Source organism: Paenibacillus aceti (assembly GCF_003614185.1).
Classification (GTDB): domain Bacteria; phylum Bacillota; class Bacilli; order Paenibacillales; family Paenibacillaceae; genus Fontibacillus; species Fontibacillus aceti.
The window spans coordinates 2,387,888-2,400,780 of the sequence record NZ_KZ987724.1 but is presented as its reverse complement, the minus strand read 5'-3'; the positions used below and the strand labels follow the sequence as shown (position 1 = coordinate 2,400,780).

Genomic DNA, 12,893 nt, shown 5'->3' with positions numbered 1-12,893 from the left:
GAATTAGCTACCATGAATCTTAGCGAGCGATTGAACGAAGATATGAAGCAAGCGATGAAGAGTCAAGACAAGCTCAAACTCTCCACCATACGAATGGTACGTTCTGCAATGAAGAATCTTGAGATAGATTTGAAAAGAACTTTGGAAGATAATGAAGTGCTTGATATCCTTAGTCGTGAGATCAAACAGCGCAAAGATGCCCTCCAAGAATTTGAAAAAGCGGGACGCGAAGATCTTGCCGCGAATGCCAGAGCGGAAGTCGAGATCATTGCCGAATATCTTCCCAAACAGTTAACTGAAGAAGAAATTAAAGTCATTGTACAGCAGACCATCCAGGAAACCGGTGCTTCTTCAAAAGCTGATATTGGGAAAGTGATGAGCACACTTATGCCCAAGGTCAAAGGCCGGGCTGACGGTAAGCTTATTAATCAGGCAGTGCAACAGTTTCTGCAATAGCTGATAGAGGTAAACACCTTCTACGATGTAGAAGGTGTTTTTTCTGTCTCCAGAGTTCTAACGAAACTCCATATCGCTATATATCGCTATTTGAGTAAAAATTCGCCATTCGGCGTTTTTTTTCCGAAATAACGATCCCCTGTTTAAGTTAAATTCAGGCAGTAGGCAGCAGCTAGTTTCGCGTTATCAATGAAATGATCCAATAGCTTGTCACAGCTTCACCGCTTCTCAACCTCAAGAATGGATTTTTTGCTGTTTTCATAAATCAGGGCCTCCGCGCATATTTTGTACAGTAGGGGAAGGAGGATTGCCTCATATGAGCCGGTTTGTCCGCAAATTTCGCAAATGGACGGTCGATGCACTCGACTTGCCAGGAGATCTTGTTTTTAATTTGCCCAGGCTCACCTTGATCGGAGGTAAGCAGCTATATATAGAGAATCATCGCGGGGTAGTGTTCTTCTCTCCGGAACAGCTTCAATTGGAGTTAAGCCAAGGTTCTCTTGAGGTCGAGGGGAGCGGACTTGTCATAAAGGAAATTTTACCGCAGGAAATCGTCATTGAAGGAAAGATCGAAGGCATCAAATATCGCGGAACGGAGGAGTAACGCTGTGAAATCACCCGTCTTTGCCCAATTGCGCGGCGCTGTAACGATAGTTGTCCGCGGTAAGTCGATTGAATTATTGGTGAATGAGTTGACCCAGCAAGGAATGCAGGTATGGGATGTGAAGCCGCTTCCGAACGGGACTGTGGAAATGAATATCCAATTAGCGGATTTCTTCAAATTACGTCCGCTGTTAAAGCGGACAGGCTGCCGTCTCAGCGTGAAGCGCAGATCGGGCTTGCCCTTTATGCTGGCTAGATTATGGAAGCGCAAATGGTTCGCGCTCGGCTTCGCCTTGTTCTTCGCTGCGGTCATCGCTCTATCCTCTTTAGTATGGGATATTGAAGTGGAGGGGAATGTGAAGATTCCTAAGGAGGATGTGCTAATAGCGGCACGCAGCGAGGGGCTATTTCCGTTCCAATGGATACATCGCTTGCCTAAGCAGGACGAGCTCTCCAAAGATCTGGCGCGGAAGCTGCCAGGCATATCCTGGGTCGGGGTTTCGCGGACGGGGACGAAGATTACGATTCAGATCGTGGAGGCGACGAAGCCGAAGGAGCAGGAGTTGATGAATCCGCGCCATTTTATCAGTACCTCGGATGCGGTGGTGACGAGGATTTATGCGGAAAGAGGGCAGCCCCAGGTAAAGAAGAATGACCGCGTCCGCAGGGGACAGATTCTCATCTCCGGCGAACAGGGGGGCCAGAGGATCGTAGCCAAGGGAGAGGTCAGAGGGATTGTATGGCATGAGTACAATATCGAGGCTCCGCTGCTGCGCAAGCAGAAGGTATATACCGGAGATAAGAAGGAGCGCGGTTATTTATATTTTGGCAAGACGGCGATTCAAATTACGGGATACGGTAAGGTTCCTTTCGAGAAATCTCACACGATGACGACACTGGACCCGCTTACCTGGAGAAGCTTCAAGCTGCCGATCGGCTGGATGAGTGAGAAGATCCTGGAGACGACATACATCGAAATGACAATTTCGGAGGAAAAAGCAAAAAATGAGGGGATAGAGGCGGCAAAACGAGATATTATGAACAAGTATGGGACAAATAGTACGATATTATCGCAAAAAATTTTGCATGAGAAGTCTGAGAATGGTAAAGTTTATATGAAAGTGCATTTTGAAGTAGATCAGGATATAGTAAAAGAACTACCAATCGTACAATAGCAAGGAGAATGAGGCTAATTTGTCAGAACAACTTGTCAGTGCCAAAATAGCGCTTCAAAACGCGTCTGAGGGATTATCATTATTCGGACCCCAAGACGTATTCCTGAAGCTGATTGAGAAGAACTTCGAAGCCAGCATCGTCCTGAGAGAATCGGAAATCTCTGTTCGTGGTCAGCATGGCGATGTAGAGCGGCTTGAGCAGTTATTTGAAGTATTGCTCGAACTAGTACGTAATGGATATATATTGACCGAAAGAGATGTTCTTTATGCGATTGATCTGGCGCAGGATTTCAGAGCTGATCAATTGCTTGATTTATATAAAGGTGAAATTGCCGTGACCTTCCGAGGGAAGCCGATCCGGGTCAAGACGATCGGACAGAAGCATTATGTCACGACGATTAAGAAGAATGATATTGTGTTCGGGATCGGCCCGGCCGGGACAGGCAAAACTTATCTTGCCGTCGTATTAGCTATCGCAGCGCTGAAGGAAGGATCCGTTAAGCGTATTATTCTCACTCGTCCGGCGGTGGAGGCTGGAGAGAATCTGGGCTTTCTGCCGGGAGATCTGCAGGAGAAGGTAGACCCTTATTTACGTCCGCTGTATGATGCGCTGTATGACGTCATGGGACCGGATCAGACGGCCAAGGCATTGGAGCGGGGGTTGATCGAAATCGCTCCGCTGGCTTATATGCGTGGCCGGACGCTGGATGATTCCTTTATCATCCTGGACGAGGCTCAGAACACGACGCCTGAGCAGATGAAGATGTTCCTGACCCGGCTCGGATTTGGCTCGAAGATGGTGATCACAGGGGATGTGACACAGATCGACCTGCCGAGAGGGAAGAAGTCCGGGTTGATTGAGGCAAGATCTATTTTGCAAAATATTGAAGAGATCGGCTTTGTTGATTTTGTAGAATCTGATGTCGTACGGCATTCCCTTGTTCAGAAGATCATTGTCGCTTATGACCGCGCTACTGAAAATCAGGCCTAGTATAGGAGGGCTGTCTCTATGACCTCAAATGAACTGCAAAAAAAGATCAAGTTTCAATCAAAAACAGCTGGATGGAGATATAGCGCGTCCGTGCGCTATATTTTGTATGTATTGCTGATTGTTATCCTGTATGTGAGCATGGCGTCCAAGCTATTGCCGGAAACCTATGATATTGTGGTCGGCTTACCAAGCGACAAAGAGATTCTGGCTCCGATGGAAATTCCCGATACCAAGGCGACGCTGAAGGCTCAGGAAGAAGCAGCGGAGAAGGTGGGACAAGTCTATACGATCCTGCCGCTGCGCAATGAGGTTCTTATCGGGCAGATTCTGGATCGGATCGTCAGGCTGAATCAGGATGATCAGGTATCTACTGAGGAGAAGACGAAGATCTATCGTGATGAATTGCCTCAACGGGTGAAGGATCATATCCAGAACTTCATCAAGAATAACCGTAATTCGACCGAGTATACGACGACGCTGTTACAGGAAGCTACTGAACGGATTAATGAGCAGCAATACCATATTTCCGAAGAGACTTTCATTAAGATTCCGCGTTTGACGCTTGAAGATATTAATGAAATGAAACCGGTGGCGGCGGATATCGTGTCGCGGCTGATGACAGATCAGATCGTTGATGCTCAGACGGCCAGGGCGAAGGTGGCTGAAATGGTCAGCACCAGCTCCTTGAGCAAGCGGGTATCGCGCGAGGTCGTACAGGAATTGGCCCGTCTCGTCATCACGCCGAATAAATTCTATGATGAAGAGGCGACCAAGACCGCCAAGGTAGAAGCGCGGGAGAATACGCCGACGGTATTCATCAAGCAGGGCGATGTGCTTGTGGCCAAAGGCCAGAAGATCACCGAAGAGATGTACAGCTTGCTTGAGAAGAACGGCCTGCTCAAGAATGAGGTCAATTATTGGCCGCAATTCGCGCTCGTTATGCTGTCTTCCTTACTGGCATTAGGATTAATCATGTACATCCGTCAGACGGAAGGAGCCAGCCGCTTCAAATATAACAATTCGCAGTTTATTATGCTGCTGATGATTATCGTGATTACGATTATTTCACTGCATTTAGCGGCTATTCTACAGAATGAGCAGCGAATCTATGTAGGGTATCTTGCTCCTGTTGCTGTAGGTGCGATGCTGATTACATTGCTGCTGGATGTACAGCTTGCATATATCTGTACGATCCTGTTCAGCGTTCTGGCTAGTGTCATTCTGAATGTGCATAAAGGGCAAATCTTCGACTTTGGGTTCGGATTTTTCACCATCGTGATTTCCTTTGCTGCTATATTCGCGATTCACCGGGCCAGTCAGCGTTCAACGCTGCTCAAAGCGGGCATCATGATCTGCCTGTTCGGATCTTTCTCGGCCTTTACACTAATCCTGCTGGACAATAACGGCTGGACGGAATCCAGCACGCTATATACGATCGGCTTCGCTGTTGCTGGGGGCCTGCTGACGACGATCCTCGTGATCGGGCTGATGCCGTTCTTCGAGGTGACATTCGGCATTCTGTCAGCGCTGAAGCTGGTAGAGCTATCGAACCCGAACCACCCTCTGCTGCGCAAGCTGCTGATTGAGACGCCGGGAACCTATCATCATAGTGTGATGGTGGGCAATCTGTCCGAAGCGGCTGCCGAGGCGATTGGCGCGAACGGACTTCTCTGCCGGGTGGGCTCTTACTATCATGATATCGGCAAGACGAAGCGTCCGAGCTATTTTATCGAGAATCAGAACAATATGGAGAATCCGCATGACTTCATCGATCCGAAGCTGAGCAAGTCGATCATTATTGCTCATACGACGGATGGAGTTGAAATGCTGAAGGAATACAAGCTGCCCAAGCCGATTCGGGATATTGCCGAGCAGCATCACGGGACGACTTGCCTGCATTATTTCTATCACAAAGCATTGGCTTTGGCTGAGGAGCAAGGGATCAAGCCGGATTTCACCGAAGAAGACTTCCGTTATCATGGTCCGAAGGCTCAATCCAAGGAAGCGGCTGTAGTCGGAATTGCCGATAGTGTCGAGGCGGCGGTACGTTCGCTTCGTAAGCCGACGGTGGAGCAGGTTGAGACGATGATCGAGAAGATTATCAAGAGTCGGCTGGACGATCACCAGTTTAATGAGTGCGATTTGACGATGCGTGAGCTTGACGTGATCGCCAAGACACTGAAAGAGACGGTGATGGGGATCTTCCATTCCCGGATCGAATATCCAGAGCAAATAAAGAAGAATAAAGAGGCGGATGAAGAGAATAACAGGGGGCAGGAAGGAAATGGCGCTTAATTTAGAATGGAGTAACGAGCAGGACAAGCTGGAAATTAGCGATGAATTGATCGCTTTATTGAATACATTATTGCAAAAAGCAGGAGAAGCTGAAGGCGTCACAGAAGGAGAGGTAGCCTTAACTTTTGTTGACGATGAGAGTATTCATGAGCTGAACCGGACCTATCGGGGAATCGATCGCCCGACGGACGTGCTATCCTTCGCTATGCAGGAATCTTTGGATGATGAACTGGAGATTGTGTACGAAGTGGAGGATGACGAGGAAGCTGAACAGCTCGGTGGTTTGACCGATGTACTCGGTGATATTATTATTTCCGTGGAGCGGGCTAAGCTGCAGAGTGAGGACTATGGTCATTCTCTGGAACGGGAAATTGGTTTCCTGTTCGTACATGGCTTCCTGCATCTGCTTGGCTATGACCATCAGGATGAAGCCAGCGAGGCGGAAATGATGGGCAAGCAGGAAGCCGTTCTGGCGCAGGTAGGGCTGATCCGCTAATGAAGTCCATGCGTAAATGGAGCGATGTATTCCGTTGTGCGATCGAGGGGATTATCCATTCTTTGCGAACTGAACGCAATTTGCGCATTCATCTACTGGCCGGCATCCTGGTGATGCTGGCTGCGTTGTTTTTCCAGCTTCCGCCAAGGGATATCGCTCTCTTGCTTGTTATGATCGCACTTGTTATCAGCGCGGAGCTGCTCAATACAGCGATTGAGAAGGCCGTTGATCTCATTAGCCCTGATTGGCATGAGCTGGCCAAGTTCGCCAAGGACGCTGCGGCGGCAGCGGTGCTTGTGGCAGCGATTATATCGGTCATTGTCGCTATTCTTCTATTCTATCAACCGATGATGAACTTATTTTTAGGATAAGCCTGGATTTGTTGAGCGATTGCTGCTGTTGTTGTGCATTGGGGATTGAAGAATGAGGCAACTTAAATAGGAATAGGTAGGGGTTAATCATATAAGACTTGAAGAGTATTCTTCATGATCAAGAAGGATGAAAGGGTTGCATATATGTCAAAATCAAAATTTAAATCCGGATTCGTAGCTATTATCGGCCGTCCAAACGTAGGTAAATCCACTTTGATGAATCATGTGATCGGCCAGAAGATCGCTATTATGTCCGATAAACCGCAGACGACGCGGAACAAAATTCATGGGGTCTACACGACGGATGAAATGCAGGTCGTATTTCTGGATACACCGGGAATTCATAAACGCCAATCGAAGCTTGGAGACTTCATGAACACGACTGCGTTAAATACGCTGGGCGAGGTGGAGGCGGTACTATTCCTCATTGATGCAGCGGAAGGGCTTGGCGGGGGCGACCGATTTATTATCGAGAAACTCAAAAGTGTATCCACGCCGGTTATTCTGGTGCTGAATAAGATCGACCGTGTGCAGCCGGAGGAACTGCTTCCGCTGATCGAAGAATACAGCAAGCTCTATAATTTCGCAGAAATCGTCCCGATCTCGGCGATGCAGGGCAATAATGTAAATACTCTGCTAGAGCAGGTTGGCAAATATTTGCCGGAAGGTCCGCAGTATTATCCTGAAGATCAAATTACCGATCATCCGGAGCAATTCGTAATCGCGGAGCTGGTTCGTGAGAAAATCCTGCATCTGACCCGGGAAGAAGTTCCTCATTCAATCGCCGTTATGATTGAAGATATGTATGTGCAGGATAATGGCGTTGTCTACGTAGGGGCAGTTATTTTCGTGGAGCGCGATTCTCAGAAGGGTATCATTATCGGTAAGCAAGGCGCGATGTTGAAGGAAGTGGGCAGATTAGCCAGAATGGACATTGAGCGGCTGCTTGGCTCGAAGATTTTCCTGGAGCTCTGGGTCAAAGTGAAGAAGGACTGGCGCAATCAGGAGCGGGTTCTGAGGGATCTGGGCTTCCATAAAGACGCCTGATCTGGTTTTAAGGCTCTCGATTTGAGGCCGATGGCTAAATTTAGAAAGCCAGCCCCTTGTGTTTACTCGTCGGTACTTTTAACGAAACTACAGAGCGCTATTTGCTCCAAAACAAGGCCATTTCGACTCTAACGAAACACCATATCGCTATTTGAGCCAGAATGAGTCTTTAAGCAGCTATTTCGGGGAGATAACGTTACCCAGTTTCGCTACATTTTTCTAGGGCGCTTTTTGATGCGAATAGCGATACCCCGTTTCGTTAGAGTTAATTCCGTTTCACTGGCTGTAGCGTCATGGTTAGTTTATTAGTTCGTTGGCGTTTTTCGCTGGGGGCGGCTGGCTTGTAGGATGTGATGTTGCTGTAAAGTTGGTTCTATCGGTCTCTGGTACTCGGTTCGGTAACATGGTCGGTACTCGGTCTTACTCGGTCAGCAAAAGCCTGCATATTTGCAGGAATTTCACTCGTATTTTGCGATAAAGGGGCAAATTCCTGTTAAAATACAGGTATTTTCTTCACAACGGCCTGTTTTCGAAGAAAAGCATTAAAAAGCCTGCATATTTGCAGGAATTTCCTCAAAACAACGGCTTCTGAGCTGAAAAGCCTGCATTTTTGCATCTTTTGTTGCTCGAAGGCTGTACGTTACGCGAAATTTCGCCAAGCTGTTGGCCTGGTTTTCAGTACCGAGAAGGTTGGATGAAGCTTAGGGTCGGAGAAGCGGAGCGTACGTGGTTTGTACGTGAGCATCGGAGAACCCGGGTGAATCCAAGATTCGACGTCGAATGGGCATACAGTAAGAACATCGTAATCAAAAGCGAACTTTTTGAGCTACCGCTCTAAAATGGAAGTTCAAGAAGGTTGGTTTTCAGTACCGAGAAGGTTGGATGAAGCTTAGGGTCGGAGAAGCGGAGCGTACGTGGTTTGTACGTGAGCATCGGAGAACCCGGGTGAATCCAAGATTCGACGTCGAGTAGGCTTACAGTGAAAACATCGTAATCAAAAGCGAACTTTTTGAACTACCTCTAAGCTGGGAGGAATTGCAACGCATAGATCAGATCATCTAGCACATCCTATCTTTGTAGATGCAGACGTCATTTCCGAAGAGAGGATGAATACGAATGCGAGATTTTTCGTGGAAGTATTTTGCAATGACTGGAGATGTCGATGCTTATTTATTGTATAAAGCAGCTGGTGGAAACATTGGGGAGGAAGCAGGTCCGATCATGGAGCTGGGTTATGAGGAGGAAGAAGCGGCAGCTGAATGAAGGCGGATTAGTTTTTATCTAGCGCCGGTAAAGTTGGGGGAAGAGGCATGTTATATAGGGTGGAAGGAATCGTCATCCGCAGTATGGATTATGGCGAAGGAAATAAAATCGTCACGCTGTGCACCGAAAATTCCGGAAAAGTCGGTGTTATGGCGCGCGGAGCCAAGAAGGTCAAGAGTCGCCTGGCCGCCATGGTGCAGCCTTTTACTTATGGTGAATATGTGTTCTTCCGCCAAAATAGCGGACTGGGAACGCTGAATCAAGGTGAGATCATCGAATCTCACTTTTCTTTGCGTGAGGATTTATTCCTGGCCGCCTATGCTTCCTATGCCTGTGAATTGCTGGATCGTACCTTGCAGGATGAGGAGGTCGGGAGCTTCTGGTTCACTCAGTTGAAGGCTTGTCTCGATGCGTTGTCTTCAGGTAAAGATCCGCAAATCGTCCTGCATCTCTATGAAATCAAGGTGCTCCAGGCAGCCGGATACGGCCCTTCCTTCTGCGCCTGTGTGAACTGTGGAGCTGAAGATGATTCTACATATATGAGCCCGCGGCTTGGTGGCAAGCTATGTCGTAAATGCCGCCACCATGACCCCGGGGCGCAGCAAATTTCAGCGGGGACCTATAAGCTTCTGACCTTGTTCGAGCGGATGGACTTAAGAAGGTTGGGTAACATCAATGTGAAGGATCAAACGAAGCAGGAACTAAAAGTTTTGATGCGTTCTTTTATGGATATCCAATTGGGGCTCAAGCTGAAATCTCTGCAAGTGCTGGATCAGTTGAACAAGTATAATATTTGACAAAGTTCTTATAATTAATTATAATTTATAAGAATTTCTCCTATAATGGAGACACATGTGTTGAATGGGACAAGTAATGGTGTTTCAGGTCCGTACAAGCGAGCCGGGGAGGGTGCAAGCCCGGACGGATTGGCCCATGAAATGGCGGCCCAGGAGCATGGAGAACTGTTCGTGAAAAGCGGATTTGCCGGACTTTTTCAAGTGAATGTTCAAAGATTCACTTCGTGACTACAAGCGATTTTTTGAACAATCTCTTTAAAGGTTTGGCAGGTCAAGTAGGGTGGAACCGCGGGAATATTGCTCTCGTCCCTACGTCTGGTTGCAGGCGTGGAGGAAGGGAGCTTTTTTGCGTACTCTTCCGGACGCTGGAAGTTAAGTTGATCTGACTTGATTCGCTTATCTATTAATGACACAAAGGAGTTGTGGTCCATGAATTTCCAACAAATGATTCTGACCCTGCAACAGTTCTGGTCAGAGCAAAATTGCATCATCGTTCAGCCGTATGATGTAGAGAAGGGAGCGGGAACGCTTAATCCGATGACCTTCCTGCGCTCGATCGGCCCAGAGCCGTGGAGAGTGGCTTATGTGGAACCTTCCCGTCGCCCGGCCGATGGACGTTACGGCGAGAACCCGAACCGGTTGTACCAGCATCACCAATTTCAAGTAATTATCAAGCCTTCCCCTGACAATATTCAGGAGATCTACCTGGAAAGCTTGAAGCGTCTCGGCATTAATCCGCTGGAGCATGATATTCGCTTCGTTGAGGATAACTGGGAACATCCAGGGCTAGGTGCCTGGGGACTCGGCTGGGAAGTGTGGCTGGATGGGATGGAAATTACCCAATTTACTTATTTCCAACAGGTCGGCGGCATTGAAGCCAATCCTGTGGCGGTAGAGATTACTTATGGTATGGAACGTCTTGCTTCCTACATTCAGGATAAGGAGAATGTGTTCGAGCTAGAGTGGGTAGATGGCACAAGCTATGGCGATGTATTCCATCAGGCTGAATTCGAACATTCTAAATATACATTTGAAATGTCGGATGTGAAAATGCTGTTCACCCTGTTCAATATGTATGAGCAGGAAGCGAACAAAGCGATGGAGCAGAATCTTGTTTTCCCGGCTTATGATTATGTGCTGAAATGCTCGCATACCTTCAACCTGCTGGATGCCCGAGGCGCCATCAGCGTTACAGAGCGTACTGGCTATATTACCCGGATTCGTAATTTGGCCCGTCAAGTAGCGGCGACATATTTAGAGGAACGCGAGAAGCTGGGATTCCCGATGCTTGAGAAAGGGGGCGCTGCTCATGTCTAAGGATTTATTGTTCGAGATCGGTTTAGAGGAAATGCCAGCCCGCTTTATTCGTGGAGCGATGGAGCAGTTGACAGAACGGATAGTCAAATGGCTGGATGATTCCGTCATTAAGCATGGTGCCGTTGAGAGCTACGCTTCGCCACGCCGTCTGGCTGTGCTGGTTAAGGATGTAGCTGAGAAGCAGGAAGATGTTCATGAAGAAGTCAAAGGGCCTTCCCGCAAAATCGCCCTGGATGAGAACGGAGATTGGAGTAAAGCAGCGCTGGGATTTGCCCGCAGTCAAGGAGCGACTCCAGATCAGTTCACTTTCAAAGCTCTGGGCGGAACCGAGTATGTCTATGTCAGCAAGAGTCGCACGGGTGTTGAGACTGCTTCGATCGTAGCCGAAGGCTTGCTGGGCATTATGCAGGCGATGAACTTCCCCAAAAACATGCGTTGGGGCAACCATGATTTCAAATTTGTGCGTCCGATCCGCTGGCTTGTCGCCCTCTTCGGACAGCAAATTATTGAACTTGAGATTGCCGGGGTTAAATCCGGGAACGTAACGAGAGGACATCGTTTCCTTGGGCAGGATACGGTGATTTCGAAACCGGCTGATTATGTTGAGGCGCTACGTGCACAGCATGTTATTGTTAATGTCGATGAACGCCAGAAAATGATCGAAGAGCAAATCGCTGCGCTGGCTGCTGAGAAAGGCTGGAATATCGCGGTTCAGGATGATCTGCTGGAAGAGGTATTGTTCCTGGTCGAGACACCGACCGTTCTGTTCGGTAAATTCGAGGAATCCTTCCTGAATATCCCGAAGGAAGTGCTGATTACTTCCATGCGTGAGCATCAGCGCTATTTTCCGGTATTGGATGAGCAGGGCGGCTTGCTTCCTTATTTCGTCACGGTGCGTAACGGGAATGCCGAGCATCTGGATATCATCTCTCGAGGCAATGAGAAGGTGCTGCGCGCACGTCTATCCGATGCCAAGTTCTTCTATGAAGAGGATCAGAAGCTGGCGATCAAGGATGCGCTGTCCAAGCTGGAGAGCATTGTCTTCCATGATGAGCTCGGTACGGTTGGCGATAAGGTTCGCCGTATCCGCCGCAATGCCGAGAAGCTATCTCATCTGCTTGATGTAGAATCCGGAGCAGCAGAGATGATCAGCCGTACGGCGGAAATTTGTAAATTTGACCTAGTCACCCAAATGGTGAATGAATTCCCTGAGCTGCAAGGTGTGATGGGTGAGGACTATGCGCGCAAGGCTGGAGAGCCTGAAGCGGTAGCCAGAGGGGTGTTCGAGCATTATCAACCACGTTTTGCCGGGGATCAGGTTCCGGCTTCGGAGGTTGGTTCAATTGTCAGCATTGCGGACAAAATAGATACGATTACCGGCTGCTTCTCGATCGGCATTATTCCGACGGGATCGCAGGACCCTTATGGCCTTCGCCGTCAGGCGGCAGGGATTGTGCAGATCATTCTCGAGCATAAACTAACGGTCAGCCTGAACGATATTTTCAAAATATCGCTGGAGACCCATGAGAATTTCCATGGCTTAAAACGCACGGAGGATGAAATTATGCGCGACCTGCTGGAGTTCTTCGGTCTGCGTGTGAAGAAGACCCTCTCCGACAGTCTGCGTTATGATGTAGTGGATGCGGTTATCGCGGCAGGCTATGATGATGTTGTATCTGTTGTCCAGCGCGGCTCCGCTCTGATGGATGCGGTACAGAATCAAGCGGATTTCAAAGCGACGGTGGAATCCTTTGGACGGGTAAGCAATCTAGCTGCCAAAGCTTCAGCGATGAAGGTTCGCTTCGACTTGCTGAGCGACCCTGCCGAGCAGCAGCTCTATGATGCATGGCGATCCGTGACAGAGTCGTACCATAGCAAATTGGCGGAAAGACGCGAAGCAGAAGCACTGAATCTGATCGGTGGACTGCAAGCAACGATTACGAATTTCTTCGATAAGGTTATGGTTATGGCTGAGGACGAAGAGATTCGCACAAATCGCTTGGCTTTGCTGGCCGCTATCGATGAAGATCTTAAGGTATTTGCCGATTTTGGCAAGCTGGTCTGGGCTTAAATGACAGAAGG

General features: G+C 48.4%; 13 protein-coding genes. All 13 read left to right on the top strand.

What is annotated here, in order from left to right:
- The first annotated feature begins 12 nt into the window (after positions 1-12).
- The 13 genes from BFJ94_RS10855 (at position 13) to glyS (ending at position 12,882) form a co-directional block, all read left to right on the top strand.
- Complete coding sequence (locus BFJ94_RS10855) at positions 13-456, top strand: GatB/YqeY domain-containing protein (RefSeq protein ID WP_120462688.1); 444 nt, start codon at positions 13-15, stop codon at positions 454-456.
- 316 nt (positions 457-772) lie between these two features.
- Positions 773-1,060, top strand: a complete 288-nt coding sequence (gene yqfC / locus BFJ94_RS10850; RefSeq protein WP_120462687.1) for a sporulation protein YqfC — start codon at positions 773-775, stop codon at positions 1,058-1,060.
- Positions 1,061-1,064: 4 nt separating this feature from the next.
- Positions 1,065-2,234 (top strand): sporulation protein YqfD, encoded by a 1,170-nt coding sequence (gene yqfD, locus BFJ94_RS10845; RefSeq protein WP_120462686.1) that lies wholly within the window; start codon positions 1,065-1,067, stop codon positions 2,232-2,234.
- Between the two features lie 19 nt (positions 2,235-2,253).
- The gene (locus BFJ94_RS10840) at positions 2,254-3,225 is read left to right on the top strand and encodes a PhoH family protein (RefSeq protein ID WP_120462685.1); all 972 of its coding nucleotides are present in this window, start codon (positions 2,254-2,256) and stop codon (positions 3,223-3,225) included.
- A gap of 18 nt (positions 3,226-3,243) precedes the next feature.
- Entirely contained in the window at positions 3,244-5,520 is a 2,277-nt protein-coding gene (locus tag BFJ94_RS10835) for an HD family phosphohydrolase (RefSeq protein ID WP_120462684.1), read from the top strand.
- Complete coding sequence (gene ybeY / locus BFJ94_RS10830; protein WP_120462683.1) at positions 5,510-6,016, top strand: rRNA maturation RNase YbeY; 507 nt, start codon at positions 5,510-5,512, stop codon at positions 6,014-6,016. The genes BFJ94_RS10835 and ybeY overlap by 11 nt, the downstream gene beginning before the upstream one ends.
- On the top strand, positions 6,016-6,387 hold the full coding sequence (locus BFJ94_RS10825; RefSeq protein WP_120462682.1) for a diacylglycerol kinase family protein: 372 nt from the start codon (positions 6,016-6,018) through the stop codon (positions 6,385-6,387). Before ybeY ends, BFJ94_RS10825 begins: the two co-directional genes overlap by 1 nt.
- Positions 6,388-6,531: 144 nt before the next feature.
- Positions 6,532-7,434, top strand: coding sequence for a GTPase Era (era, locus tag BFJ94_RS10820; RefSeq protein ID WP_120465190.1), 903 nt, complete (start codon positions 6,532-6,534; stop codon positions 7,432-7,434).
- Positions 7,435-8,550: 1,116 nt separating this feature from the next.
- Positions 8,551-8,697 (top strand): YqzL family protein, encoded by a 147-nt coding sequence (locus tag BFJ94_RS10815; protein ID WP_120462681.1) that lies wholly within the window; start codon positions 8,551-8,553, stop codon positions 8,695-8,697.
- 47 nt (positions 8,698-8,744) lie between these two features.
- The gene (recO, locus tag BFJ94_RS10810) at positions 8,745-9,494 is read left to right on the top strand and encodes a DNA repair protein RecO (RefSeq protein WP_120462680.1); all 750 of its coding nucleotides are present in this window, start codon (positions 8,745-8,747) and stop codon (positions 9,492-9,494) included.
- 60 nt (positions 9,495-9,554) lie between these two features.
- Entirely contained in the window at positions 9,555-9,722 is a 168-nt protein-coding gene (locus BFJ94_RS25385) for a hypothetical protein (protein WP_162944238.1), read from the top strand.
- 201 nt (positions 9,723-9,923) lie between these two features.
- A complete protein-coding gene (gene glyQ, locus BFJ94_RS10805; RefSeq protein ID WP_120462679.1) occupies positions 9,924-10,811 on the top strand; it encodes a glycine--tRNA ligase subunit alpha in 888 nt (295 codons plus the stop codon).
- Positions 10,804-12,882: a glycine--tRNA ligase subunit beta gene (gene glyS / locus BFJ94_RS10800; RefSeq protein ID WP_120462678.1), complete on the top strand. Its 2,079-nt coding sequence runs from the start codon at positions 10,804-10,806 to the stop codon at positions 12,880-12,882. Before glyQ ends, glyS begins: the two co-directional genes overlap by 8 nt.
- Positions 12,883-12,893: the final 11 nt, after the last annotated feature.

Coding starts and splice junctions, on each gene's coding strand:
- BFJ94_RS10855 (WP_120462688.1), top strand. CDS start 13: ATGAATCTTAGCGAGCGATTGAACGAAGATATGAAGCAAGCGATGAAG.
- yqfC (WP_120462687.1), top strand. CDS start 773: ATGAGCCGGTTTGTCCGCAAATTTCGCAAATGGACGGTCGATGCACTC.
- BFJ94_RS10835 (WP_120462684.1), top strand. CDS start 3,244: ATGACCTCAAATGAACTGCAAAAAAAGATCAAGTTTCAATCAAAAACA.
- ybeY (WP_120462683.1), top strand. CDS start 5,510: ATGGCGCTTAATTTAGAATGGAGTAACGAGCAGGACAAGCTGGAAATT.
- BFJ94_RS10825 (WP_120462682.1), top strand. CDS start 6,016: ATGAAGTCCATGCGTAAATGGAGCGATGTATTCCGTTGTGCGATCGAG.
- era (WP_120465190.1), top strand. CDS start 6,532: ATGTCAAAATCAAAATTTAAATCCGGATTCGTAGCTATTATCGGCCGT.
- BFJ94_RS10815 (WP_120462681.1), top strand. CDS start 8,551: ATGCGAGATTTTTCGTGGAAGTATTTTGCAATGACTGGAGATGTCGAT.
- recO (WP_120462680.1), top strand. CDS start 8,745: ATGTTATATAGGGTGGAAGGAATCGTCATCCGCAGTATGGATTATGGC.
- glyQ (WP_120462679.1), top strand. CDS start 9,924: ATGAATTTCCAACAAATGATTCTGACCCTGCAACAGTTCTGGTCAGAG.
- glyS (WP_120462678.1), top strand. CDS start 10,804: ATGTCTAAGGATTTATTGTTCGAGATCGGTTTAGAGGAAATGCCAGCC.